Source organism: Phyllobacterium brassicacearum (assembly GCF_003010955.1).
Lineage (GTDB): Bacteria > Pseudomonadota > Alphaproteobacteria > Rhizobiales > Rhizobiaceae > Phyllobacterium > Phyllobacterium brassicacearum.
Genome location: NZ_PGGO01000020.1, coordinates 78,067 through 103,692, shown reverse-complemented (window position 1 = coordinate 103,692; position 25,626 = coordinate 78,067). Strand labels below are relative to the sequence as shown.

Sequence of the window (25,626 nt, the reverse complement as noted above, 5' to 3'; positions counted from 1 at the left end):
GAAATATTCCCCCGACCTCAATCCGATCGAACAGGTCTTTGCCAAGATCAAGCACTGGATGCGCCAGGCTCAAAAGCGAACCGTCGACGACACCTGGCGCCATCTCGGCTACCTCGCCAACACCATCGAACCAGACGAATGCGCCAACTACTTTACCAACGCAGGATACGCTTCGGTGAAAACATGAAACGCTCTAGCAATCATGAAGGCGGGCTTTCAGCCCGCTTTTTTTGTTATTGACTTCGAATAGATGGCTCATGAAGCGGCATCGGGATCCTATACGACAAAGAGCAGCCCAATGGACGATGACGGCATCAAGAAGACAGATCATTACCTTTCGCTTGAGTATCTCTGGGAGGAAGTCGTAAAGAAGGGGGGCGCCGCGTGTCTGAGTTACGCTGCATTATGTATCGTCATCACGATAGTATTAGAGCCACCTGAGTGGGTGGTAATACTAATGGTCGTTGGGTCTGGCGTTGTTTACTCTGCTTTCATAAAGGAAAAGCTGTACTGTTCTAGGGATCGCGAGCGCTGGATCAAAGAGAAGCGGGCAGAAAAACTCGACTCGGACGAATAGAGCGAGTAAATTATACCTAATTGCAGGGCACATTCGATAGCCACGCCCGCACAATCGGGAAAAACGAACTCAAGACCTTGCCAAATGGCGGAATGTGGCGACGACCTGCTCATAAACCGTGCGCTTGAAGGGCACGATCAAATCCGGCAATTGCGCCATCGGTTTCCACGCCCATCGGTCAAATTCCGGCGTATGACCGCCGGGGGGCGGATTGATTGCGATCTCGCTTTCGTTGCCTTCGAAGCGATAGGCAAACCACTTTTGAGTCTGACCGCGATACTTGCCCTTGAGAGCGACGCCAACGAGATGAGGAGGCAGGTCGTAATTGATCCAGTCTGGCGCCTCAGCGAGCAGGGTGACCGTTTTCATGCCGGTCTCTTCGTAGAGCTCGCGTAGCGCAGCGGGTTCTGCATCCTCGCCCTTGTCGATCCCGCCCTGCGGCATCTGCCAGAGCTGTGTCGCTCCGTCCATTTCGTCGTTCGCTATGACGATCCGGTGACCGGCCCAGACCAGGCCTTGCTTGTTAAGGACCATGATGCCGACGCAAGGGCGATAGGGCAGGGATTGCGGATCAACCGGCTTCTTCTTGCTCATGCTCATGCTCCAAATCGCTTCGGCCGGTGCTAGCCTCTTTCAGGATCACGGACAAGAGCCGAGATGGGTACAATCTCGATGCCCCGCGCCTTGGCCTCATTGGCCCAGGATGTGACTGCCTCGACAGTAACGTCGAACGCTGATCCGGTCGCGATCGCGGTGCCTTTGGCGCGGGCAATCCGCTCAAGCTCATCGAGTTTTTTCAAGATGCTGCCACGCTCTTGCGAAGCGTCGATCAGCACATCCGCCGCGGCAAAAGCAGCGCCTTGCTGGGCAGCTATCGCGTCTGCCTGGCTACGCGCAGAGGTGCCGTCATCGAGATAGAGCAGGCCGCGCTTGGCAACGTCCTGAATGACAGGAGTCATGGCTGCCGGTTCAGCGGTGAAACGGGCACCCATATAGTTCATCACACCTGTGTAGTTCGTTATGCGCCCCATCGTTTTGTGCAGGTTCTCCAGTATCGCTTGCGGCGTTGCATCGACAGTCAGCGTGTTGCGGCCGGGGTTGACTCGCGGATAGTCGTACGGTTCAAGGGGGATCTGCATGAGGATTTCGTGGCCGTCCTGGCGGGCAGCCTGCATCCAGCGGCCGAGACTGTTACCTTCTGGCGAGAACGCGAGCGTAATCTCACCAGGGAGCGCGCGAATGGCTTGTTGCGAACCGGTCTGGGACAGGCCGAGCCCGCCGATAACGATGGCAACGCGGGCCCCCCGTGCGCCGGACCACGGCCGCGCATAGACGTCGAGGGGGCGACGACCATCCGGGCTGATCACCGGAAGCGGCCCTTGCGGGCTCTCTTCAAGCATGTCCCGCTCTCGAATGTGCGCTGTTCGGGGATCCTGCATGCGCTTTGTCGGATCACCGACGACGATAACCTTGGCTCCGCCCTCGGGACTTATGACTTTGCCGGCGTCGCTCCTGCTACTGGACTGGACAGGTGCTGGCTTGGTCGGCTGCGGAGGAGCTTCTGCCGTCTGTGGTTTTGGTGTCTCCGGCACGGGACGGCGAAACCCCTGGTGGCTTGTGAACGTGACGAGCGAGGCGAGACCGACAATGCCGAAAACAGCAACCGAAGGCAGGAGCCAGCGGATCATCCTTCTGTCAGACTTGCCTGGCCGTTTGCCGTTTTGCCCCAGCGGCCGGTTGAGATCGAAGTTCACGCGTTTTGGCCGGAGAGTGTGGAGAGATGAGGGGTAGGTGGGCCGATTAAATGGGCCAAGGGGATCAGACTAACGTTAAGAAGCCCGATCCCCTTTGCCATGTCAGTTAGGTACGCCCTTCTTGGGGTCTGGCGGGAAAGCCGCGTTGGCTTGTTCGCCGCGCAACAGCTTCAGCGCCTGGATGAGCTGCAGGTCATCCTTCGGATCCGGCGGGACATAGGCGATGGAACCTGAGCCTTCCGCATCTTCCTGAGCCCCCTTGATGTGACCCTTCAGGTCAGATTCGCCGCGAGTGATGTCCTGGCCTTTGAGTTCATCCGGCAGCGGCTGCTCGACAGCGATGTCGGGCACGATGCCCTTGCCCTGAATGGATTTGCCAGCCGGCGTATAATAGAGCGCCGTTGTCAGGCGGAGAGCACCATTTTCACCAAGCGGGATGATCGTCTGTACGGAGCCCTTGCCAAAGGAACGAGTGCCGAGCACGGTTGCACGGCGATGATCCTGGAGTGCGCCAGCCACGATTTCGGAAGCACTGGCAGAACCGCCATTGATCATGACGATCAGCGGCTTGCCGTTGGTCAGGTCACCTGCCCGTGCATCGAAGCGGGTGATGTCTTGCGGATCGCGGCCGCGTGTCGATACAACTTCGCCCTTGTCGAGGAAGGCGTCCGAAACGGCAACGGCCTGATCAAGCAGTCCGCCTGGATTCAGCCGCAGATCAAGGACGAAGCCTTTCAGCTTGTCACCCGGAACCTTGCTCTCGATATCCTTGATCGCCTTCTGCAGATCATCGAATGTCTGTTCGGTGAAGGAGATTACCCGGACATAGCCAACGTCATTCTCGACGCGGTACTTCACGGCCCTGACCTTGACCACATCGCGCACGATGGTCAGCTTGATCGGCTTGTCAGCACCTTGGCGAATGAGGGTCAGTTCGATTGGTGTGTTTACCTCACCGCGCATCTTGTCGACCGCGTCGGTCAAGGTCATTCCGCGAACCTCGCTACCATCGATCTGCGAGATGTAATCGCCCGCCAGAACGCCAGCCTTGGAGGCCGGAGTGTCTTCGATCGGAGCGATGACTTTGACCAGCTCGTTTTCCATGGTCACTTCGATTCCAAGACCGCCAAACTCGCCCTTGGTCTGAACCCGCATGTCCTGCGCCTGTTCCGCATTCATGTAGGACGAATGGGGGTCGAGCGAGGTGAGCATGCCATTGATGGCGCTTTCAACCAGCTTCTTGTCATCCGGAGGAGTGACGTACTGGCCGCGGACTCGCTCGAAAATATCACCAAAAATTGATAACTGTTTATAGGTGTCGGTGCCGGCTGCTTCGGCAGCGGTTGTGGGCAAAGCCCCCTGCACAACGACCATTGCCGTCGCACCCATCAGCGCTCCAGCCATGAGAAGCGTTAGCCTACGTATCATTTGCGGTCCTTCCAGCAAGCCGATCCGCCCACCAAGGGGCGGGATTAATAGGTTTTGTATCCTTTCGGAACTCAATGTAAAGCACTGGAGCTCCATTTCCCATCGGAACAGGTGCGGTACTGGCAACAAGTTGCTCGTTCATCACACCGACCGGCTCTCCCGCCAACACAAACTGATGCTGGGAGACGTTGATTTTCTTCATTCCCGCCAGAACGACATGATATCCGTTCCCGGCATCCAGGATCAAGAGTTGTCCATAGGACCGGAATGCGCCAGCATAAAGGACAACTGCGTCCGTTGGGGACGTTATTGTCGCACCTGCAGGTGTTTCAAGTGTATCACCCTGCAAGGCACCGCCCAAGCCATCATTGTCGCCAAAGTGCTTCACCAGCTTGCCGGCAGCAGGCATCGAGAGGTGGCCTTTCAGCGACGCGAAATTGACCTGTGCCGAGAGCCGGTTCTGGTTGGCGGCAAAATCCTCGGCGCGCTGCTGGCTTGCTGCAAGCTTCTGCTGTTCCTGTGCGCTCGCGGCTTCGGCCGCCTTCCTGAGTTCCTGCATGTCTTTTTCCATGGAGGCAATCAGATCGCGAAGTGAGGTGGCTCGTCTCGCCAGGTCCTCGGCCCGCTGCTGCTCGGCCTGTCGCGTCGCTTCGGATGTCGTCTGCAATTTCTGCTTCTCAGTCAACAGGAGATCGAGGCGTTTCTTTTCTTCTGCCTGACTGGAGAGTGTCGCCGTCAAACGGCTTTGCTCTTCGGAGATCGAGGTTCTCACCCGGCTCAAATCCTCAAGATCGGCTATCAAAACCTCAGTCTGTTGGCGCATCTCGGGCACAACAGCGCCGAGCAAGACCGCGCTTCGCACGGAAGCAAGGGCGTCATCGGGGCGGACGAGGATGGCCGGCGGCGGGTTCAAGCCCATACGTTGGAGCGCCGCCAGGACTTCGGCCAAGGCACCGCGCCGCTCTTTCAAGGAATTTTTGATCCCGTCTTCCTGTTCACGCAAGCCGGTCAGCCTTTCACTGAAACCGGCAATATCCTCGCTGAGCTTCTTTTCGGTCTTGGCGGACTGGATAAGCGCGGCAGTAATTGTCGTCTGATCCTTCTTCAAAGCGGAGATATCGCTGTCGAGCTTAGCGACGCGTTCTGAGGACAAGGATATCTGACTTGTCAGATCCTCAAGTTCCTTGAGGGTTCGGGTCCGCTGAGCATCGAGGGATTCTGGCGCAGGTTGCGAGGCAGCGGGCGGGGATGGTTCCTGTGCAAAGGCTGGAAAATCCCAGACAAATGTCAGCGTCAGAAGCACAACACATGAAAATGCATGTTTGCCTGAATGCTGGATTGCCTTGAGTGCCTCAAATTTCATTGCCTGTCCGGAACATCATTATGGTGTGATCCCGACTTTAGGAAGACTTCAATTGATGAAGTATTAACCATAAACCGGGCCCGTCGAAAGCCATGCATTTTTGTATTGATCGGCATGGCGGAATTGCGGCGCGCATGGTTTCTTGCGTAAAATTAATGTCCACCTATTTTCAGGACCTATATGTCAATACAGCCGGCCCAAGCGCAATCCGCGTGCGATTCTCCGGTTCACAATGGTTTCAAAATATGACCGATCTGACAATCATAATTCCTGTCCATAATGAATCCGGAAATATCGGTGCACTCATAAGGGAAATCAATTCAGTCCTGGTCTCGGGACCGGTGTATGAAATTCTTGTTGTTGACGACGGATCTGAGGACGGTTCGTCCAACGAGGCGATAGATGCTGGCAACAATGTCCGCGTTCTTCGCCATGAAAAGCGCACGGGCAAGTCGCGGGCGCTCGTTAGCGGATTTCACGCGGCCAATGGGAAATGGATCGTAACGCTCGATGGTGACGGTCAGAACGATCCGGCTGATATCATTCGGCTGTGGCCACGAATTAAAACGTCAGAGCCCGTTCTTTTTGCGGGGATCCGAAAACGGCGCAATGACGGTGTAATCAAACTGCTCACGTCAAAGCTGGCGAACTTTGTCCGCAAGCGCCTGCTGAAAGACGACTGCAGGGATGCTGCCTGCGGTTTCAAGGTTCTGCCCGCTGCTTTCGCTCGGACATTGCCTTATTTTGACAACATGCACCGATTTCTCCCAGCGTTGTCGCGCCGCGCCGGATTGGTCGTCGTGGAAGTGGATGTGGAAGACCGTCCGCGCCTCGCAGGGGTCTCGAAATACGGCTTCTTTGATCGCGCCGCTGTGGCATTTCTGGACACGGTCGGTGTCTTCTGGCTTATCCGCCGATATTCTGATCCGGTAGCGGTAGTCGAGATGAAAAGCGCTGGAAGGTGAAGGTCTGGAGCTTGCGGTTGAAGTTCCTTGTTGGGGCGGAGACGCGTGTCAGCGGTCCGATCGGTGTCGCGTCCGCCGGCAGACGTTCCAAAGCGGCATCGCTTGGTGCGTCATCCCCGTGCCAGACAAGAATGATGTCTTCGGCATCGCCCTGTTCCGGCGGCCAGTGGAGAGTCACGGCAACATTCGCGGCATCATCCTGGCGATTGGAGACAATTCTCGCCGGAGTTGGGTTTTGCGCGCGAATGGCACTGCCAACCGCATCAAACGGGTATGTGACACGTTCAGCACCGAACAGTGCAACCGCCGCCATCGCCATGGGGGCCAGTACATAGAGTCCGCCTGAGAATGCCAATACATTACGCGCACCGAGTGCCTGCGGCAGGTAAAGCGCAATCAGAATGGCTGTCGGTGCAAGGACCGGTGCCAAGTACCGCTCGGCGACGGAATGATAGTCGCCGGCAAACACAAGTAGAGCGAATGCCCCCAGACCGACGAAAACCGTGCGCAACAGAAGCCTGCGAACATCGGGGTCGCCGTCGGGGGCGGGCCGGGGATGATCACGCAGCCGACCGATCAGGAAGACGATGACGGCAGGACCTGACCAGAGGAACGTTGAGACCAACAGGCTGAACAGTCCATCAACCCCAAGGCGGGGTATATCAATTGCTTCGAGATAGCCGATGGTGTTGCTGAGCTTGGCCATCCGACCGGCAGTGGCGGCCAGCGGGGCATTGAGGGAAGCAATTGCGACTGGTGCGAAAGCAGCCACGAAGATTGCGATCGAGAGCCAGAACGGCCGACGAAACAATTTCTGACGTACGGTCGGGATCGTCCATGCCGCGATCATGAAACTGATCAGGAAAATAAAGAAGTTGTACTTGGCCAAAGCGCCGACTGCTGCCCAGATACCAAACCATATATACGCACTGACACCCTTGCCGGAGCGCATCAGGGCAAAGGCATGTACAAGGCCAACGGATGCAACGATCACCAGGACGGTGTGAGCGGTGGTTTGGATCGACATCCAGACAATCTGCGGTAGCAGAGCGGAAGCGGTCAGTGCCAAAATCCCGGCTCGATCACCGCCAAGCCGGCGCGCCGAGTCGAAGCACAGCCAATGATACAGACCAAGTAAGGAAAGTCTTACCAAGGCCACTGAAGGGACCCAGTGCCACCGGGTGACCTCCAGTGCCAGACGAACCAGCCAATTATAAAGGGGCGGGTGAGAGTTGCCGTAATTCAAGGCAAATCCCACTTCGCCGACGAATTGGGCCTCGTCAATCTCCATGAAAGGAGAGAGGCCAAGGCGCAGAGCGAAGAGAACCGATATGTAAACGATGATCGCGAAAGGCGCCCGCCGTGCGAGGAAGGACCAGTTGATCGCGGGGCCGTCAAGTGCGGCAAAGTTAAAATTTCGCCAAAGCACTTTGAGCCTCGCCGTTTCGTTTCACGGTGACCTACTATGAAAGAGCAACGCGCTGCAATCCTGTGTCTGTCCGGTTAATTAGGAAACCAAGACAAAAGTGCAAAATGAAACCGCCGGCACGTGACCGGCGGTTGCATCATGTTGGCGGCCGTTCAAGCGCGCCGGATAATGCTGGCGATAAGGGAAATCAGCAGCAAAGCCAGGAAAACATAGAATATGATCTGAGCAATGCCGGCTGAAGCTCCGGCAATGCCACCAAATCCCAAAGCGCCCGCAACAAGTGCAATGATCAGAAAAATTACAGCGTAATAAAGCATTTATCATCTCCCTGTTTGGTCACAGTCGAAACGGATTGAGCGCGGTTTTGTTCCAGAGCCCAACAGGAACGATGCTGGTTGCCTACGCCTTGACCTTGCTGCTTTCCTTGAAGAACAGTGCCTGGGTGATGAGAGCCTTGACCATGTCCGGATTGAAGGGTTTCGTTACAAGGAAGGTGGGTTCCGGCCGCTCGCCCGTCAGCAGACGTTCGGGGAATGCGGTGATGAAGATGACAGGAATGGCGTCCTGGCTCAGGATGTTGTTCACCGCGTCGATGCCTGAACTACCATCGGCCAGCTGGATATCCGCAAGGATCATGCTTGGGCGGGTGGCCGAATAGATCTTCAGAGCTTCGTTGCGAGTGCGGGCAATACCCACGACGCGGTGCCCCAGACTTTCGACCATGTGCTCGATATCCATGGCAATCAGGGGCTCATCCTCAATGATCAAGATATCAGTGGCAATCTGCTGGGAAATACCAACTGAAGCTTCGTCAAGAAGTGCATACAGCTCCTTTTCCGAGACATCGAGGATTTCCATTGTTTCGGCCTGGCTGAAGCCTTCAAGACTAATGAGCAGAAATGCCTGTCGGGCTTTGGGGGCGATCGCGGTCAGATTGGCGGCAGCGTGTTTTTCCCAGCCAAACTCCGACTTCAGTTCAAGCGGGCGTACGTTGACCGAGTTGAAGTGCTGAACCAACAGTTTGTAAATGCTCACTCGGTCCGAAGCGGACTCCGGAAAAAGCGAGACATCGGTGATGAGGATTTCCAATGTCGCCGCGACATAAGCGTCGCCTGAGGACTGTGAACCAGTGATGGCGCGGGCAAAACGACGAAGATAGGGCAGGTGTGGGGCTATCCGGGTGGATAATGACATTATGGCAAGTTCCCTGTTTCGGGTGGGTAATCAGACAACGCGAGAGTTACGACCAGAAACACATTCGCAAAAAAATAGTTCCGCGTAACGGAACTTTTCATTGGGTAAGGTATTGTCCTCATTAATGTGCTCAAAATACGATTTCATTAGCAACGCAGCGACGAACCACCAGCAAAGACCAGATGATGAACGCAAAAAAGAACTCCTTCGACGCCCCTGAGAGGGGGCGGGTTCGTCGCCGCGATATAAAGAACGCGGAGACCGAAATTGGTTTGAAGCTTCGCGCGCTTTATGCATCCGTACAGGAGGAGGAAATTCCGGCTCGTTTTCTGGATCTTCTGGAGAAGCTCGATGAGGCTGAACGCAATCATGCGCAATCATCCAATTAAACAGGCCGCTGAATGGTACATCAATCGAGCGATTTCAAGAAAAGCCTGATTGCGTCCCTGCCAAAGTTGCGGGCGTTCGCAGTTTCATTGGTCGGTAACCCGGATCGTGCGGACGATCTTGTCCAAGATACAATCATGAAGGCCTGGGCCAAACAGGACTCCTTTGAACCCGGCACCAATATCAAGGCCTGGCTGTTCACTATCCTGCGTAACGAGTTTTACAGCCAGATGCGCAAGCGTGGGCGCGAGGTCCAGGATTCCGACGGCGTGTTTACCGAGCAGCTGTCCGTTCATCCATCGCAGTATGGTGCGCTTGATTTGCAGGATTTTCGAAAGGCACTCGAGAAGCTCCCTGACGACCAGCGTGAGGCCATCATTCTTGTTGGGGCGTCGGGATTTTCTTACGAGGAGGCCGCTGAAATTTGCGGATGCGCTGTCGGGACAATCAAAAGCAGGGTCAGCCGTGCCAGAACGCGCTTGCAAGAACTGCTCAACGTCCAGGGCGAGGTTGACTACGGACCGGACTCGATCGCAACGCAGGTTACGTCAAACAAGTTTGCATGACGGCTCGTCTGCCTGTCGCGAGCCGAGGACAGACGTCACTGCTTTCACTATCTGACACTTCCCATACGGCTTGACCACGACCGGCGTATCGGGAAATCCGTCAACGCCATCTCGTTGCTGGTCGTAGGCGGTGGAAAAGATAACGGGGGTGCCACGCTGCAATAAATATGAGGCGGCCTGAAGCGAAGATTTGCCGTGCGCCTGAACTTCGAGGATTGCAATATCGCACTCGGCCCCGCTGCCGATCCAGAAAAGCAACTCGTCGATCGTCGTAACCAGGTGCACGGATTTCGTTCCGCACTCCTCGGCGATGCGTTCCAGCTCCAGTCCGATCAGGTATTCATCTTCCAGGACCAGTAGCCGCATGCCGGTCAATTCCATGTTTGCTGCTCCTGAGGTCATGCGATCACGACCTTGAAAGCAGATATGCACGTAACTGATCCGTGTGCATTTAACTATGACATATCAAACGCAAAGAAATTTAAAGCAAACAGCAAGTGACATGCTAGCGTGCTGAACAATGATCAACCGAGCGGCCAGGATGAAAACAACAACGGCTTCAGCGGCGCGGCAGTTTCCTTGTGACAAATGTCCATTGCAGGGCTTTCCGCACTTCCAGCTGCACGAGAAGGAAGAAATAAAGTTCCTTTCCGGGTTCAAGACGGGGGAACTTGTTGCGGATGCCGGCACCACGGTGCTCGTGGAGGGCGCCAACAGTGCTCATTTGTTCACAGTACTCTCCGGTTGGGGATTCCGGTACAAAACACTGGACGATGGCCGGCGGCAGATCCTCAACTATGTCTTGCCGGGCGATCTCATCGGTCTGCAGGGATCGGTGATGAAGGAGATGCAGCATTCCATTGAAGCGCTGTCGCCGATGATCCTTTGCGTATTCCAACGTGACAAACTGCCAGACTTGTTTCGGAACTTTCCCAACCTCGCATACGATATCACGTGGCTCGCCTCCCGTGAGGAGCAGATGCTGGACGAGATTCTCCTGAGCGTAGGACGCCGCACGGCCCTGGAGCGGGCGGCATATCTTTTTGCTTTCATTTTTCAGCGTGCCAAATCGGTAGCCATGGTCAAGAATGGAAAGCTGACCGTACCAGTGACGCAGCAGCATGTGGCGGATACGCTTGGCCTGTCGATTGTTCACACCAACAAAACCTTGAGAAAGCTCGCAGGGCGCGGGGCGCTCCGGTGGCTTGACCGGGGATGCGAAGTGCTTGATGAACAAATGCTGATGGACATATCAGGATGGCCGGGCCTGCCTGCTGCACCTCGACCCTATATTTGAACGGGACGTGGCAATGAGTGGCGGTAGCGGCTTGGAGGAAGACTTTTTGCTCTGGTGGCGCAAACTTGTTATGAGTTTTTCCCAACGGCCTCTCCGGGGCGTGGCGATCATGCTTTCGCTTGGCCTCATTATCGGTGCAGCCGCGTCGACGATTATTCTTGCGCGCAGTTTCAACAATCAGATTGATGATATTGTCGCGACTTACAAGGTACGCGAGCAGGCATACAGCTCATTGGCGCTCCTCAATGAAGCTCACAGCTCGCAGCGCGGATTTATCCTGACCCAGAATCCGGACTTTCTTGATCTTTACCGGAATTCTGCTGCGCGACTTGATGAGAATCTCAATACACTTGCGGAAATGACGAGAGACAACGCTCGCCAGCAGGCGATGGTCACCCGAATCCGGGATCTGGTTAAAGACAAGCAGGCAAAGGTTGAGACGGCCGTTTCGTTTGCCCTGACAGGCAAGAACGCCGACGCTCTTGCTTCTCTCGGGCCGAACTTCGGTATTGGTCAGCTCGACGAAATCACCAAAACGGTCAACAGTTTTCTCGGCGAGGAAGATCGCAGACTGATTGAACGAAACATAGCAATGGACGGCATGCGAAGCTGGCTGACGATCGCCTCGCTTTCGTCGCTGGGCGGCGCTCTCATTCTGGCGTTCATTCTTGCCAGCCGCACCAGACGCTATGTTCGCAAGCTGGCGGAGGGGCAGTCGGCCCTGCTTTCCGAGAAATCCGTGCTTGAAAACATGGTTCAGAGCCGGACGGCAGACTTGGAACAAGCAATGCTTGTCGCGAAGCGTGAAAGAGCGCGTGTGGAAGCTTTGTTGCAGGATTCGGATCACCGCATCGGCAATTCGCTTGCAACAGTTTCGTCACTACTTGGCATACAAATGCGCGATGTGTCTTCTGAGGAAATTCGGGCTGCGCTCGGTGCGGCACGGGACCGTATCCAAACCATATCTTCCGCCCACCGGCGCTTGCGGCTCGGGGATGATCACGAAACAGTTCGGGCGGACGAATACCTGCCTGACGTAATCGCGGACATCAAAGAAGCGAATGTCCATGATCGCGATATCAGCATTCGCGCTGATCTTGCGCCCATCAATCTAAGCTCTCGCGATGCAACTACGCTTGGCATTATCATCGGGGAGCTCACAATGAATGCGATCAAGCATGCATTTCCGGGGAAGAAGGCGGGCGAGATAAGGATCACGCTCGCGCGGGGAACGAACGAAGTCATTCGATTGGAGATTGTTGACACCGGGGTGGGCCTGCAGAAAAAGCGGCCGCGGCATTCGCCGGGCTTGGGATCGCTCATTGTGGATCAGCTTTGTCAACAGTACGGCGGATCAGCGAGCTATTCAGCAAACCCAGGTGGCGGAACGATCGTGACCTTGGATTTCCCGTCGCTTGCCGAGATAGCGTCCCAGGACAATGTGGAAGGTAAACAATAGAAATCTCAGAGGGTTGCTGCGCCCGTCTCAGGTGTTTCGGCGCTCAGTTTCTCAAGTGCCAGTTCAATATCGCGCAAATTTCTTGTCACGCCATCTTCTGGATCCATTCCGCCCTCCGTTGCGGCGCGTTGCAAGCCCCGTGCCTCACCCAAGAGTTCAGTAAGCATGGCAATTTTCTCAATCCTGCTCAAACGTTCGTTAGAAAGGATGTCATTCGGATCCTGCATAGCGGCCTCCTCTGTTCGCTGAAGAGAAACGAAGCTGCTGATTAAATGTTCCCGGCAAGGAACAAAGCCGAAATCACGGCGTTCATGGGTAAAGCTGTCTTGAGGTTGAGGGCAAGGACAGTGTGTTGAGAGACGTTGCGTAGGTATGAAGACAAGACACATTTCGGAAAACACGTCAGAATATTTATCGGGGGGAGCTCGGATCGACGTACTTTCGGGACTGCAGCCGCTTGAATTTCAGCAAGACGGAGACCTGAACGGTGTGTCGGACCTCGCTCTTTCCACGTCTGATGCAGGTGGAGCGCAAATCTCGTTGGTCCATGAAAGGCAAAGCCAGATCCTATCAAGTGCCGGCATCCTCGGAGCAGTGAATATCTGGATGGTCGAGGCGAGCTCGCTAGCTGCGCCGGAGCGGAATTGTCTGGTCGTGCTCAATGCCGCCGAAGACGTCCGTTTTGCCGATATTGATGCGGTGACTCATACGCCGAATATTAGGTTCATTGCTGTGGCGCCGATCTGTGTTTCTGAGGAGTGTGTCGGCGTGCTCAGTGTGATGTCGAGCGAGCCAAGAGTTGAATTCGGTCAGTTGCAGCAGACTCAATTGATGCAACTGGCCAGACTTGCCGGGGCTTTACTCGAGTTTAGACGCGATTCGCGCTTGGGCGCCAATGCGATTTCAACGTTGCATCGGGATGAAGATCGCAGCGCGATGGCGCTTGAAGTCGGCAATGTCGGCAGCTGGGTTTGGGACTTGCGCACGGGCAAATTCACCGGAAACCGCATGGCTTATACGATGCTTGGTTTGAGTCCTAATCAGCAAGTCAGCGGCGAAGACGTTTTTCGGGCGATGCATGCCGACGACTTCCCGGCAATGAAATCTGCTTTCACCCGGGCGCTTGCACAAAATCAGGACTATGTGGGGGAATTTCGTGCAGCTGCTTCCGGCCAGTGGCTGCTGGGCCGCGGCCGCATTTTCGAACGGGATGCGATGGGAAAACCGGCGGTGGCTGTTGGTGTCAACATTGACATCACGGAAACCAAGAATGCAGCAGAGAAGACCCGGCTCTTGTTGCGGGAGTTGAATCACCGGGTAAAAAACACGCTTGCAATGTTGCAATCGCTGGCACGGCAGACGCTGAACCGCACATCGGATCCGGCGGAGTTCATGGAGGCGTTCTCCGGACGTTTGCGGGCGATATCCGAAGCTCACACATTGCTTTCCGACCGGGAGTGGAGCGGCATCGGGCTGGTTGATCTCATCACCAAGCAAGTCGAACCCTATGCCGTATTTGACCCTGCACAGATTGAACTTGCCGGCGAGGATATGGTTCTGCCTCCGGATCACGCTCTTGGTTTAGGCATTGCTCTCCATGAACTGGCAACCAATGCTGCCAAGCATGGGGCTCTTTCAGTGGCCAGCGGGCATGTGCGGGTTTCCTGGCAGTTGGAACCGGGACTCGATGAATCGCGGGTGGTGATACACTGGATCGAGTCCGGAGGTCCGCGCGTTTCTCCGCGGCAGGTGCGAGGGCTGGGGGAAAGGTTGATCGAGCGGAGCCTGGACAAGGTCCTGTCGAGCAGTGTCAGGCTAAGCTATCCGGAGACAGGCATGGAAGCCTTGATTTCCATGCCAATAGGCGAGCGGTCAGATTCCGTCACCCGCTGACGGCATATCTGATTTATCGGGTCGTCGTGTTTTTTTCCTGGTTAGAAGGGAAAGGCCGCCGAACGCGACTATAGGCACTGCAAGCATGAGCAGGGCTCGTGAGCGCAGGACAGCCGGTGCGGCCGCAAGTGCAGCAATAGTCAGGAGAGTAGACGTTTCGATCTTCGCGCGATCGCGCTGGCGACTACGCGCCATGGCTACTGAGATTTTCATGATCACGTAGACAAGGATTGCCATGCCAAAAGCGCAGCCCGCAAGGATCAATGAAGCTCGCATCTCGCCATGTCGTTCGGCGAGCATGATGTAGGCGGCGATCAGCAGGAAGAAAACGCCGATCGCTGCAAGGATCGCGATGATAGCCATGAAAATAGCGCTGCGTTTGGCTTTGCCAATCGCCAGACCGACCTCACCGGCCGCCAGGCTGGTCAAAAAAGGCGTCAAAAGCTTCAGCATGTCAGCGACGGGCAATCAACGCCAGAAGAAAGCCTACACCAGCGGCGACCGCAATAGTCGTCAAAGGATTCTCACGAACGGTCTGGGCGAGCTGATCCTCGAGCTCGCGTGCCTGCAAGCGAATGTCATCCAGCGCTTCCTCGCTACGAACCTTGGCCGTTTCATAGGAACTGGCTGCGCTGCGTGTCGCATCCTTGGCTGTATTCTTGCCGATCTTTGCGAGTGTCGCGGCAATGTTGGCAATGTCTTCCTTCAACGCCGCAACTTGCGCTTGCAAATCAGGATTAGTGTCTGATGCGTCGTCGACGATCTTGCGTACTTTTGAAGTAGCTGTGGCCATTGGGAACTCCTTGAGAAAACAGGATTATATTGCTCGGTAACGTCAGCAGTAATGATTTGTTCCATGTTGCAAGAGCAGCTGCAAGTTGAAGTTGCTGCCTGGCGCAACTCTTACGACAGATAGCCCAAAAGCCAAAGAATGAGAATTATAGGTAGCGGCAAACCGATGAGCCAAAGCAAAACACCACGCATCATATCTAAAAACTCCTTCTTCAGTCCGCCCAATCTGAGAGCGGCAAACTGACTAAATGCGTCCCATCAATAGCAGTACCAACAGCACGACAAGGACGATGCCGAGCAATCCAGACGGGCCATAGCCCCAATTTCTCGCATGTGGCCAAGTCGGGAAGACGCCGATCAGTGCCAAAATGAGGATAATGATCAGAATTGTCGTAAGGGGCATTTCTCCCTCCCATCGGGACCTTGTTGGAGCCCAAACACGTAAACGAGCGATTTGGTTCCAATGGCTTGCAATGCGCGTGAAGATTTGCAGAGCCGATGCAACCAAACTGAGCCGACTTCGTTCCTGTCCGGCGTTCACTGGAGGCGGGTATCCATGGATCTAATATCGGGGGACTTTCATGCCTTCTGAAAATGTCGGAGGGAAGTCGCCGCGCGCCGTCGAGCGTGTAACCCAAAAATCGATTCATACGCCGGTCTCTGTGGATGCGAGCAAATCACAGTTTCCGCAAGTCGTCGTTGCGATTGCTGTTGTGGCAGCCCTCTACTTCGCTCGCGAGATATTTGTTCCCCTGGCCATGGCGCTGCTGCTGACCTTTGCGTTGTCGCCGCTGGTCACCCGGCTTTACCGCTCCGGCGTCCCGAAAAGTGTAGCGGTCATCAGCGTGGTTATAACCGCATTTCTGGTGATTTTCATTTTTGTCAGCATCGTTGTGAGCCAGCTTACGGTGCTGGCACAAAATCTGCCTAGTTACCAATACAATATCGAGACCAAGATTCGTACGATCAAGGATGCCCAGTCGGGCAATAGTATCTTTGATCGGGGCGCCCGGATGTTCAAACGGCTCAACGAGGAAATAGGCCGTTCTGATGAAGTCGAGCGGTTTGCAACTGACAGCGATGCCGCAACGAATACAGATCCGCAACGACAACCTCCGCAAAACGTCGAATCGCAGCGCGAGCCTGTGCCGCCCTTGCGCGGGCAGGACCCGAACAAGCCTGTTCCTGTGGAGATACGCTACCCGCCACCGGATCCGTTAAGTTTGTTGCAGACATTCGCCGGACCATTGATCCAGCCCATGGCAACGATCGGTATCGTGATCGTTGTGGTTATTTTCATGCTGATGCGGCGGGAGGATTTGCGCGATCGTTTCATCAGGCTGGTTGGCGCAAGCGATATTCACCGGACGACGACAGCTTTGCACGATGCTGGAAAGCGCGTTGGTCAGTATCTGCTCATGCAGTTGATCATCAATATCAGCTTCGGCGTCCCGGTCGGTATCGGATTATGGTTCATCGGCATACCCAATCCAATGTTATGGGGCCTTCTGGCGATCGTGCTGCGTTTCGTTCCCTATATTGGCCCGATCATTGCCGCCGCCTTTCCGCTCATTTTGTCACTTGCAGTCGATCCGGGATGGATGCTGCTGGTGTGGACAGCAACACTGTTTATCGTGCTCGAGTTGATCAGCAGCAACGTCATGGAGCCTTTGCTCTACGGCTCCAGGACTGGCCTCTCGCCGGTCGCCATCCTGATGGCAGCGATTGTCTGGACGTGGATCTGGGGGCCAATCGGACTGATCCTATCGACGCCCCTGACTGTGTGCCTTGTCGTCTTGGGCAGGCATGTACCGAAGTTCGAATTCCTCGATGTTCTGCTTGGCAACGAGCCGGTCCTGTTACCGCCTCAACAACTTTATCAGCGGCTCCTGTCGGGCGACCCCGATGAGGCGACTGAGAAGGCTGAAGAATATCTACAGTCGTCGACAATCATCGATTACTACGCCTCTGTTGCGATGCCAGCGCTCTTCCTTGCGGAACATGACAGAGGGAGAGGCGTCCTCGATGCCTCGCGCCGGGGCCGGGTTGCGCAAAGCATGATCTTGCTGGTCGAGAACCTTTCCGACCATCATGACGAGGTGGACGAGGAAGAGACAGAAACAGACAAGGTCGACAAGCGTGACACGGCACGCAGGAAGCCAAAGGCAGAGAGCCAGCATAGGATCATCTCGGCCGGCGGGCGTGGCAATCTTGACGATGCGGCTGCCGTGATCGTCGGAGATATACTTGAACGCGAAGATTTCGAAGTTGACGATATAACCCATGATGAGCTCGAAGCGGCCAATATCAACAAGATCGATTTCGCGGGTGTCAGCGCGATTTATGTGAGCTATCTCAATATCTCTTCTATCGCTCACGCGCGCTACCTAGTGCGCCGGATTAGGCGGCGCAATGCGCGTATCAAAATCATCGTTGGCTTCTGGGGAGATGATGCAAACAAGGTCGATGGCGAGAAAATTGTCGGCTCCACGCGCAATTGTCATTTTGCCACGTCGATCGAGGCTGCGATCGAGCATGTTTGCGGCTGAGGGGAACATTTTAAGAACGCGTCTCGCTTTCTCGGAACCAAGACGAACCTGTGACGTTTTCTGTTAGCTGATCGAAGTGTGATCAGCCGCATAAGGCCCGGTGCCTGTTCCCCCGTGGGCGCCGGGCTATTTGTATGGGATTCTGATTTGAAGATTTTTCAGTATGTTATGACTGACCTCTTCGGTGGAACGAAACGAAAAACCGACCGTTAGGCTCTGGTAAGAGAACGCATGAGGGAGTCTATCGATGGCTTGATTGTTTTGAGTCATTGAAACCAGCCGGCTATTTTGTGGCCGGCTGCCTTTTCCGGCATGCGGTGCCACTGGATATATGACTGATAACGGCATATCCTCCGCGTTTGATAGGGCGATTTTCGCAACCTTCTCCCCTTCCGAAAGTTTTGTTCGGGAAATTGGCTGTGCCAAGGAGGAACATATGAGCCAAAGAGCGATCGACTTCGTCAATAATTGGATCTCGGCAAATGTTGATGCCAGCCGCCCGGCGGACATGGCACATCATGACCGCCGGCCAAAACAATTGGCCGCAAAATGCTTCGCCGATGCCGAAGCTGCCGGTATTTCGGTGTCCGAGATCAAGGATGGTCTGGGTGATCTTGAAATCTGCATGATCACGGCTATCGACAGGGCCGCAATGGCCAAGGAGAGCAGACAGGCTTGAACCTTTCAGTGAAAATCCCTCGATTTTGGCAGAATACGCACCTTGCGCGGATGGGTGCCTCTTTGCTCATTCGAAACAGGATGGACAACTTCATCACTGCGTGACACGGGCAATGCGGGACGCTGCTCGGAAAGACTGTAGAGATCGCCTGTGCGGTCGAAAAGTTTTCTAGCCACCACATGCACGACATTGTCGGCGCTCTGAGCTGTTCCTTCAATCAGGATCAGGCGTGAGCCCATCACCTCCTTACGGTAGGCTTTCATCAGTTTCGGCCAGATGATGATATTGGCAATTCCGGTCTCATCTTCAATTGTCATGAAGACAACACCGCTGGCGCTTCCAGGTCTCTGGCGAACCGTGATTACGCCAGCGAGTTTTACCCGCGTATTGTTTCCCAAGCTATTAGCCTGTCTGCAGGTTGAGACATTTTCCGCGCTGAACACGTCGCGCAAGAATTGCATCGGGTGGCCTTTCAACGAGAAACGCATTGATTCGTAGTCGGCAATCACGTGCTCCGACATTTTCATTCCAGGCAGTCTGGTCTCTGTTTCTTGCGCAAGTTCATTGACGTCGGCAGCCTGAAACAGAGGCAGTGTTTCATTATCGGGAAAACGGCGAACTGCCCAAAGTGCTTCGCGCCGGTCAATGGCAAGCGACCGGAATGCATCGGCATCGGCGAGAAGAACAAAGGCCCGTCTTCCTAACCGGGTGAGGCGGCGCAGCTCTTCAATACCCTCATAGCACTTCCCGCGCCTTGCGCAGATTTCATTCGCCCAGGCTTTTGAAAAACCTTCGACCTGTCGAAACCCCAGGCGCATAGCGAGCCTCGTGGCATCGACACGCTCCAGGGTGTTGTCCCATTCGCTGAAATTGATATCGACGGCCCTGATTTCGACACCATGATCCCGCGCATCGCGGATGATCTGTGCCGGGGCATAGAAGCCCATTGGTTGCGAATTCAACAGTGCTGCCGCAAAGGCTGCCGGGTGATAGCATTTGATCCAGGATGAAATATAGACAAGAATGGCGAAGCTGGCGGCGTGGCTTTCAGGAAATCCATATTCGCCAAAGCCCTTGATCTGGTTGAAACAATTCTCGGCAAAACTTCGCTCGTAACCACGACGCACCATGCCTTCCACCATTTGCTCCTGCATGGTGTGAATCGTCCCGACATTGCGAAATGTCGCCATGGCCCGGCGCAATTTATTGGCTTCATCAGGGGTAAACCTTGCCGCTTCGATGGCGATACGCATTGCCTGTTCCTGAAACAGGGGAACACCAAGCGTCTTTTCAAGGACATTGCGCAATTCATCCTTATCTCCCTTATCCGGGGAGGGGGATGGATAATGGACTTCCTCTATTTTATTGCGACGCCGCAGGTAAGGATGGACCATGTCTCCCTGAATGGGGCCCGGGCGGACAATGGCGACTTCGATCACCAGGTCGTAAAAACTTCTTGGCCGCAGCCGCGGCAGCATGTTCATCTGTGCCCGGCTTTCGACCTGGAAAACTCCCAGGGAATCGGCATTACAAAGCATGTCATAAACTTTTCCGTCCTCTGGCGGGACAGTGGCCAATTCATATCGCTTGCCGTCATGCAGATGGATCAGGTCAAAAGCTTTACGAATGCAGGTCAGCATGCCGAGTGACAGAACATCGACTTTCATGATGTTGAGTGAATCGATGTCATCCTTGTTCCATTCGATGAAGGAACGATCCGCCATGGCTGCCGGGCCTATCGGGACAGTTTCGTCGAGCCGCTGCTGTGTCAGGACAAAACCTCCGACATGCTGGGACAGGTGACGCGGAAAGCCGATGAGTTCTGTTGCCAGTTTGACGGCACGGCGTATCATGACATTCTCGGGATCAAGCCCCGCCTGACGAACCTCCTGTTTTTCGACTGTCGATCCCCAGCTGCCCCAGACAGTGTTGGCAAGCGCAGCAGTGATGTCTTCGGTCAGTCCCAAAGCCTTGCCTACATCGCGAATTGCGCTACGCGGGCGATAGCTGATGACCGTGGCAACGATAGCCGCCCGTTCCCGGCTGTAGCGTTGATAGACATACTGCATCACTTCTTCACGCCGTTCGTGCTCGAAATCGACATCGATATCCGGGGGTTCCTTGCGTTCGGCCGAGAGAAAACGCTCGAACAACAGATTGATCCTGACCGGATCGACGGCCGTGATGCCAAGGCAATAACAGACCGCGGAATTTGCCGACGAACCACGCCCCTGGCACAGAATATTGAGCGAGCGGGCATGTGTGACGATGTCGTAGACCGTCAGAAAATAGGGTGCGTATTTGAGCGTATCTATTAAAGTCAGCTCCTTTTCCAAAAGCTCACGCACCTTGCCAGGAATGCCTTCGGGGTAACGCTTAGCTGCACCTTTCCAGGTCTCATCAATCAGATGCTGTTGCGGTGTCTTGCCGGGAGGCACCGGCTCATCGGGATAATCGTATTTCAGTTGATCAAGGGAAAAGTTGATCGGCTCGACAAAGCGTCGGGTTTCCATCAGAGCTGCGGGAAAATGCCGGAAGAGGCGATGCATTTCACCCGGCGCCTTCATATGCCGTTCCGCATTCTTTTCCAGCCTTCGTCCGGCCCTATCGATGGTGACATGTTCGCGGATGCAGGTGAGGACATCCTGCAGGGGGCGACGGGAAGCGGTGTGGTAAAGCACGTCATTAAGTGCGAGCAGGGGAACATTGGCTTCATTTGCAATGCGTGCAAGCCGTTCGCCACGCCGTCTGTCAGCGCCCAGATGCGTCATGGCAAGACCAAGCCAGACGGAACCCGGTGCTGCCATGTTGAGTTTTTTGAGATGTACGGTCAGTTTTTCATCCGGGTTGGCAGGAGGAATAACTGCGATTTGAAAATCCTTGGCACGGAAGAAGAAATCTTCAAACAGCAGATGACACTCGCCCTTGACCCCAGCACGAGTCTTGCCCTCGCTCAAAAGACGGCAAAGCTGACCATAGGCAGAGCGATCGCGTGGATAGACCAGAAGATCAGGTGTGTCGTCGATGAACACCAGCCTGCATCCTATGAAAAGGTTCAGTCCAATCTCTGATTTTTCTGTAATTTCCTTATGTGCTGTATAGGCTCGTACCACGCCTGCAAGAGTGTTGCGGTCAGCTATGCCAATGCCAGCAAGACCGAGTATAGCGGCAGTCTTAACCAGTTCTTCCGGATGAGATGCACCCTCCAGAAAGGAAAAATTGCTGGTGATGGCAAGTTCGGTGTAGTCAGGCATTAAGATCACGCAAAGAGCCCATGCAGGTACCATCGAGGATTAGGATTGCCGCGCTCGTGCAATCCTTCCCGGAAAACCCAGAAGCGCTTCCCGGTCGTGTCCTCAAGCCGGTAGTAATCCCGTGTCAATGCTCCTGAATGCTCGCGCCACCATTCGGGGGCAATACGCTCCGGACCCTCGGCCATGACAATGGTATGGCGGACTCTGCGCCAGACAAATTGTGCTGGCGCTGCGTCGGGGACTTCGAAGGTTGCATCGATGCGCTCGGGTGGCTCAAACAACCGGATGGGCCGCTCCGGCGGATTTACCGGGTAGTGCTCAGGTGCCCATTCCAGTGCATTGTCGTGTTTTGTCTTGGCGGCAGGTTCGAGTGAGACTGCGCGTTCAGGGACGTGTGTGTCGACCGCAACCGGCCGCAGGACCCGAGCATTGCCAAGCCGTATGGAAAGCCGGTCGATAAGCGTGTTGATTTCCTCAGTTTCCTGCGCCCTGTTGTCGAGGCTTTTTTGTATGGCCTGGCTTCTCTCGACACGTACTGCAGCAAGCCTGATAAGATCAAAACCATAACCTGCGTCGAGCGGGTCGCTGAGCATAGAAAGTCGTTCTTTCAACAATCGGAAGAGGGTTTTCGTTTCGGTGACCGGCCGCCCGGTTTGTACGCTGATACGCCGCACATTCCCGTCTGCGCGAAAGAAACTGGCTTCGACTTCACGGGCACCTTCTGCCCTTTGCTGCAGGCGCAGGAAAAGTTCGCAGGCTAAAGACTGCAACACCAATTCTACGGATTCCATGGCGATAAGGGGTTCGGCCATCCGGCGTTCGACCATGCAAACCGGGATGATGCGGCGTGGCGAAATCGGCTCGCTTTGTCTCCCGAACATTGCATCGAGGTGCTCGACAAGTCTGGTGCCAAAGCGGGCAGTGAGTGCGCCCCGGGGCAAGACATCCACATCACCAACGCTGCGCAATCCGGCACGCTTTAGTCCAGCGAGATGGTTCTCTTCAATGTCCAGGCTGACAAGCGGCAGGCCATACAGCCTGCGCTGCTGGTCTTGCCCACCAACAATTCCGCCCTGCGAATACCTGGCCAAGGCCCTGGCAGCTGCGGCATTCGAGGCAAGAGCACTCCTGACGATCATGCCATGTTGATGCAGCCGCTTGTGGATGTCTTTTACGAGAGAGGGTTCATCTCCAAAAAGATGAATACAGCCGGTCATATCAAGAAGAAGGCCATGTGGCTCATCAAATGCGACAAGCGGTGTGTAGCGGTCGCACCAGTCGGCTAATCGGTCAAGCAGCAGCTTATCCTTGCGCGACGAAGCGAAAGCGATATCCAGATGCTCGAATTGCGCTCTCGCATCGGTCAGGGCCATGCCAAAATGTAAACCTGCCTTTGCCGCCCGTTCATCGACAGCAGTCAATCGCAGGGCATTGGCAAGCTTGTCCACCACGATAAGGTGCTGATCAGTACGGCCGCGCTCGGGATTTTCCCGTTTGAGGCGGTCGGTGGGCAGGTGTGGAAACCACAGCGCCAGAAACCGGTTCGATCTGTCTGAAAACATGATAATCACTCTCCCATTGCAGGGTCCAATGGCCTGTCATGCCTTGACGGTTCCGGATAAGCGTGGCGTCAAACATGGGATGTCCCTGTGCATTGGCGCCACTTGATTGCGAAGGGGAAGCACGGATCAGCCAGCGCGTTACAGCTGCGTTTTCACCCTGGCTGGCGCCAAGCCGCAGTAGGAAGGCGGGCACATCCGTCTGTTGCGCCGTCAGCAGCAATTTGCGCGAAGCAGTCAGGTCTAGGCACTTAGGATTGCTCCATGGTGCGATGATGACCGCGCCTGTACTGCGAATGCCGAGACTGTCGGATGCTGCCTTCAAGACATCCTGCGGTGAGGCGCAGCGTATAATGACCAGACGCTGGGGATCCAGACCGATATTCTGCAGCCCGGGTGCGTAAGGAAAACCGTGCTCCAGAGCGGTAAAATCCTCTTCCAGCCATAAAATCGGGCTATAATCCGAAGATGCACGGAGCGCCAAGGCAATGACGAATCCTGTTGCAGCACCTGCATCACCTGCTTCGTCAGCGAAGATTTCATGCACGGCTCCACGCTGCAGGCCGTCGCGAAAAACGCGGTCAACTGCCTTATCGCCGAAGTCAAAGGAAGAGCGCTGCGCCGCTTGCGCATTCTGCTCGCTGATGGACGCGATGTCGCGCCGCAACGCCGCAAGATCGACGATTGTCACTACGGTAGTCCTTGGCTGTTCATGATATGTTCTATTATGGAATCCAATCAAAGGAAGAGTCAAGCGGCCTGTTTAAGGTTGTTCTACCGGTCGATGCGGGTGGAGAGGATGATCGACGACATGGTGCGCTCGACGCCTTCCAGTGCTCCGATCTCATCCAGCAATTTGTCCAGTTCCTGAATGGATGGTGCCTCGACAATGACGATCATGTCGAACTGACCGCTAACCGAATGCAAGGTTCTCACCCAGGCGATTTTCCGCAAGGCTGCTTCAACCTTCGTTGCCAGTTTTGGCAAAGCCGTCACCAGCACATGCGCCCTGACGAGATTCCGCTCATATTCGGGCGACAGCTGAACGCTATAACCCCGGATCATGCCGCGTTTTTCCAGCCGCTCGATGCGGCTTTGCACCGTCGTGCGAGAGACGCCGAGCTTGCGGGCAAGGTCGGCAGTCGAGGCTCTGGCATTCTCTCGCAGCAGCGACAACAGGGAATGATCAGCTTCCGTCAGCATAATGACAAATCCATTCGGCATATTGTTCAAATTAGTGCGTGATATCGTCAGTTTACATGCTTCATTTTGCCGAGCAATCTGCGAAATTCATATAAGTTTTTTATATCCATGGGGAATCATATGAAAGAGATCGTTGTTGTTGGTGCGGGTAAAATCGGCGGAACCATCGCCAATCTTCTGGCCGGTACCGGAGATTATCACGTTACCGTCGTTGATCGCGCCCAGGCCCAGCTTGATGCGCTTGATGTATCGCCTCTCGTTGCAACGAAGCAGATCGAAATCGCCGAAGCTGGCGCACTCGAGCAAGTCCTCGACGGCAAATTTGCTGTGCTCAGTGCAGCACCATTTCATCTTACCACCCGGATCGCCGAGGCTGCTGCCAAATCCGGCGTGCATTATCTTGATCTTACCGAAGATGTTGCAAGCACGCGCATCGTCAAGCAGCTTTCGGCAAAGGCAACAACCGCATTCATTCCCCAGTGCGGCCTTGCGCCCGGCTTCATCTCCATCGTTGCCAATGATCTGGCCAAACGTTTCGACTCGCTGGAAAGCGTACGCATGCGGGTCGGCGCACTGCCGCAATATCCGTCCAATGCACTGAACTACAACCTGACGTGGAGCACGGACGGAGTTATCAATGAGTATTGCGAGCCCTGCGAAGCCATCGTCGATGGCGAATTGACGGAAGTCCCGCCATTGGAGGAGCGCGAGGAGTTCTCCCTCGACGGCGTTACCTACGAGGCGTTCAATACGTCCGGCGGGCTTGGGACATTGTGCGAGACATTGCTCGGGAAGGTGCGTACCCTCAACTACCGCACCATCCGCTATCCTGGCCATGCTGCCATCATGAAGGCGCTGCTCAACGATCTCGGCCTGCGTGACCGCCGCGATGTGTTCAAGGATATTCTGGAGAACGCACTGCCTTCGACGCTGCAGGATGTTGTCGTGATTTTCGTCACGGTCAGCGGTCGCAAGAAGGGCCGCCTGCTGCAGGAGACTTATGCCAACAAGGTCTACAGCAATCACATCGGCGCGCAGCTCTACAGCGGCATCCAGATCACGACGGCATCGGCAATCTGCGCCGTGCTTGACATGCTGGCCAAAGGCGACCTGCCGCAGCAGGGCTTCATCCGCCAAGAAGATATCGCGCTCGATGCGTTCCTCGCCAACCGCTTCGGCAAAGCCTACGCACAGGCGGAATCAGCTGGACGGCTCGTAGCCTGACAACAGCTAGAACATAAAAATCGCCACTGTTTGCAGTGGCGATTTTTTATGCCC

General features: G+C 55.2%; 26 protein-coding genes and 1 pseudogene. 11 read left to right on the top strand and 16 right to left on the bottom strand.

Annotation, left to right across the window (positions count from 1 at the left end):
• Both CU102_RS22170 and CU102_RS22165 read left to right on the top strand, forming a co-directional pair.
• A pseudogene (locus tag CU102_RS22170) lies at nt 1-187 on the top strand (IS630 family transposase); the annotation flags it as partial.
• Between the two features lie 111 nt (nt 188-298).
• Nucleotides 299-577 carry a hypothetical protein gene (locus tag CU102_RS22165; RefSeq protein WP_133624632.1) on the top strand — a complete coding sequence of 93 codons (279 nt, stop codon included), beginning with the start codon at nt 299-301 and terminating at the stop codon, nt 575-577.
• A gap of 69 nt (nt 578-646) precedes the next feature.
• Here the strand turns inward: CU102_RS22165 and CU102_RS22160 are convergent, their stop codons facing one another.
• From CU102_RS22160 to CU102_RS22145, 4 genes are all read right to left on the bottom strand, one after another.
• A complete protein-coding gene (locus CU102_RS22160) occupies nt 647-1,171 on the bottom strand; it encodes an RNA pyrophosphohydrolase (RefSeq protein WP_106713279.1) in 525 nt (174 codons plus the stop codon).
• 29 nt (nt 1,172-1,200) lie between these two features.
• Nucleotides 1,201-2,331, bottom strand: coding sequence for a divergent polysaccharide deacetylase family protein (locus tag CU102_RS22155; protein WP_245425471.1), 1,131 nt, complete (start codon nt 2,329-2,331; stop codon nt 1,201-1,203).
• A 102-nt stretch (nt 2,332-2,433) separates the two neighbouring features.
• Nucleotides 2,434-3,759 carry a S41 family peptidase gene (locus tag CU102_RS22150; RefSeq protein ID WP_106713259.1) on the bottom strand — a complete coding sequence of 442 codons (1,326 nt, stop codon included), beginning with the start codon at nt 3,757-3,759 and terminating at the stop codon, nt 2,434-2,436.
• Nucleotides 3,749-5,122, bottom strand: coding sequence for a murein hydrolase activator EnvC family protein (locus CU102_RS22145; protein WP_106713258.1), 1,374 nt, complete (start codon nt 5,120-5,122; stop codon nt 3,749-3,751). The genes CU102_RS22150 and CU102_RS22145 overlap by 11 nt, the downstream gene beginning before the upstream one ends.
• Nucleotides 5,123-5,367: 245 nt before the next feature.
• Here CU102_RS22145 and CU102_RS22140 point away from each other — a divergent pair, with 245 nt between their 5' ends.
• The gene (locus CU102_RS22140) at nt 5,368-6,087 is read left to right on the top strand and encodes a glycosyltransferase family 2 protein (protein WP_106713277.1); all 720 of its coding nucleotides are present in this window, start codon (nt 5,368-5,370) and stop codon (nt 6,085-6,087) included.
• Here CU102_RS22140 and CU102_RS22135 read toward each other — a convergent pair.
• From CU102_RS22135 to CU102_RS22125, 3 genes are all read right to left on the bottom strand, one after another.
• On the bottom strand, nt 6,029-7,516 hold the full coding sequence (locus tag CU102_RS22135) for an ArnT family glycosyltransferase (protein ID WP_106713257.1): 1,488 nt from the start codon (nt 7,514-7,516) through the stop codon (nt 6,029-6,031). The genes CU102_RS22140 and CU102_RS22135 overlap by 59 nt on opposite strands.
• 152 nt (nt 7,517-7,668) lie before the next feature.
• Complete coding sequence (locus CU102_RS22130) at nt 7,669-7,833, bottom strand: DUF1328 domain-containing protein (protein ID WP_027231091.1); 165 nt, start codon at nt 7,831-7,833, stop codon at nt 7,669-7,671.
• An 82-nt stretch (nt 7,834-7,915) separates the two neighbouring features.
• Nucleotides 7,916-8,710: a response regulator gene (locus CU102_RS22125; RefSeq protein WP_106713256.1), complete on the bottom strand. Its 795-nt coding sequence runs from the start codon at nt 8,708-8,710 to the stop codon at nt 7,916-7,918.
• 185 nt (nt 8,711-8,895) lie between these two features.
• Here CU102_RS22125 and CU102_RS22120 point away from each other — a divergent pair, with 185 nt between their 5' ends.
• Nucleotides 8,896-9,099, top strand: coding sequence for a NepR family anti-sigma factor (locus CU102_RS22120; RefSeq protein ID WP_106713276.1), 204 nt, complete (start codon nt 8,896-8,898; stop codon nt 9,097-9,099).
• Between the two features lie 12 nt (nt 9,100-9,111).
• A complete protein-coding gene (locus CU102_RS22115; protein WP_106713255.1) occupies nt 9,112-9,663 on the top strand; it encodes an RNA polymerase sigma factor in 552 nt (183 codons plus the stop codon).
• On the opposite strand, the gene CU102_RS22110 is transcribed toward CU102_RS22115, so the two are convergent.
• Nucleotides 9,646-10,044 (bottom strand): response regulator, encoded by a 399-nt coding sequence (locus CU102_RS22110; RefSeq protein ID WP_106713254.1) that lies wholly within the window; start codon nt 10,042-10,044, stop codon nt 9,646-9,648. The genes CU102_RS22115 and CU102_RS22110 overlap by 18 nt on opposite strands.
• A gap of 160 nt (nt 10,045-10,204) precedes the next feature.
• Here CU102_RS22110 and CU102_RS22105 point away from each other — a divergent pair, with 160 nt between their 5' ends.
• Nucleotides 10,205-10,960, top strand: a complete 756-nt coding sequence (locus CU102_RS22105; protein WP_106713253.1) for a Crp/Fnr family transcriptional regulator — start codon at nt 10,205-10,207, stop codon at nt 10,958-10,960.
• A gap of 70 nt (nt 10,961-11,030) precedes the next feature.
• The gene (locus tag CU102_RS22100; protein WP_166648519.1) at nt 11,031-12,419 is read left to right on the top strand and encodes a sensor histidine kinase; all 1,389 of its coding nucleotides are present in this window, start codon (nt 11,031-11,033) and stop codon (nt 12,417-12,419) included.
• 5 nt (nt 12,420-12,424) lie between these two features.
• Here the strand turns inward: CU102_RS22100 and CU102_RS22095 are convergent, their stop codons facing one another.
• Nucleotides 12,425-12,646: a hypothetical protein gene (locus CU102_RS22095; RefSeq protein ID WP_106713251.1), complete on the bottom strand. Its 222-nt coding sequence runs from the start codon at nt 12,644-12,646 to the stop codon at nt 12,425-12,427.
• A gap of 262 nt (nt 12,647-12,908) precedes the next feature.
• On the opposite strand from CU102_RS22095, the gene CU102_RS22090 reads away from it, so the two are divergent.
• Nucleotides 12,909-14,312, top strand: coding sequence for an HWE histidine kinase domain-containing protein (locus CU102_RS22090; protein WP_166648518.1), 1,404 nt, complete (start codon nt 12,909-12,911; stop codon nt 14,310-14,312).
• On the opposite strand, the gene CU102_RS22085 is transcribed toward CU102_RS22090, so the two are convergent.
• The 3 genes from CU102_RS22085 to CU102_RS22075 all read right to left on the bottom strand — a co-directional run bounded on the left by CU102_RS22085 (nt 14,292) and on the right by CU102_RS22075 (nt 15,507).
• Nucleotides 14,292-14,765 carry a hypothetical protein gene (locus CU102_RS22085; RefSeq protein WP_106713249.1) on the bottom strand — a complete coding sequence of 158 codons (474 nt, stop codon included), beginning with the start codon at nt 14,763-14,765 and terminating at the stop codon, nt 14,292-14,294. The two genes, CU102_RS22090 and CU102_RS22085, sit on opposite strands and share 21 nt — an antisense overlap.
• A 1-nt stretch (nt 14,766) precedes the next feature.
• On the bottom strand, nt 14,767-15,105 hold the full coding sequence (locus CU102_RS22080) for an ElaB/YgaM/YqjD family protein (RefSeq protein ID WP_106713248.1): 339 nt from the start codon (nt 15,103-15,105) through the stop codon (nt 14,767-14,769).
• A 243-nt stretch (nt 15,106-15,348) separates the two neighbouring features.
• Nucleotides 15,349-15,507: a DUF3309 family protein gene (locus CU102_RS22075; RefSeq protein ID WP_106713247.1), complete on the bottom strand. Its 159-nt coding sequence runs from the start codon at nt 15,505-15,507 to the stop codon at nt 15,349-15,351.
• 178 nt (nt 15,508-15,685) lie between these two features.
• Here CU102_RS22075 and CU102_RS22070 point away from each other — a divergent pair, with 178 nt between their 5' ends.
• Together CU102_RS22070 and CU102_RS22065 are read left to right on the top strand one after the other, a co-directional pair.
• Nucleotides 15,686-17,653 carry an AI-2E family transporter gene (locus tag CU102_RS22070; protein ID WP_106713246.1) on the top strand — a complete coding sequence of 656 codons (1,968 nt, stop codon included), beginning with the start codon at nt 15,686-15,688 and terminating at the stop codon, nt 17,651-17,653.
• 436 nt (nt 17,654-18,089) lie between these two features.
• Nucleotides 18,090-18,332, top strand: a complete 243-nt coding sequence (locus tag CU102_RS22065) for a DUF768 domain-containing protein (RefSeq protein WP_166648517.1) — start codon at nt 18,090-18,092, stop codon at nt 18,330-18,332.
• 5 nt (nt 18,333-18,337) lie between these two features.
• Here CU102_RS22065 and CU102_RS22060 read toward each other — a convergent pair whose 3' ends face one another.
• From CU102_RS22060 to CU102_RS22045, 4 genes are all read right to left on the bottom strand, one after another.
• On the bottom strand, nt 18,338-21,586 hold the full coding sequence (locus tag CU102_RS22060; protein ID WP_106713244.1) for an error-prone DNA polymerase: 3,249 nt from the start codon (nt 21,584-21,586) through the stop codon (nt 18,338-18,340).
• 5 nt (nt 21,587-21,591) lie between these two features.
• Nucleotides 21,592-23,148, bottom strand: a complete 1,557-nt coding sequence (locus tag CU102_RS22055) for a Y-family DNA polymerase (protein ID WP_106713243.1) — start codon at nt 23,146-23,148, stop codon at nt 21,592-21,594.
• A complete protein-coding gene (locus CU102_RS22050; protein ID WP_106713242.1) occupies nt 23,051-23,836 on the bottom strand; it encodes an ImuA family protein in 786 nt (261 codons plus the stop codon). The genes CU102_RS22055 and CU102_RS22050 overlap by 98 nt, the downstream gene beginning before the upstream one ends.
• A gap of 83 nt (nt 23,837-23,919) precedes the next feature.
• A complete protein-coding gene (locus CU102_RS22045; RefSeq protein ID WP_106713275.1) occupies nt 23,920-24,348 on the bottom strand; it encodes an Lrp/AsnC family transcriptional regulator in 429 nt (142 codons plus the stop codon).
• A gap of 120 nt (nt 24,349-24,468) precedes the next feature.
• On the opposite strand from CU102_RS22045, the gene CU102_RS22040 reads away from it, so the two are divergent.
• On the top strand, nt 24,469-25,572 hold the full coding sequence (locus tag CU102_RS22040; RefSeq protein WP_106713241.1) for a saccharopine dehydrogenase family protein: 1,104 nt from the start codon (nt 24,469-24,471) through the stop codon (nt 25,570-25,572).
• The last annotated feature ends 54 nt before the right edge of the window (nt 25,573-25,626 follow it).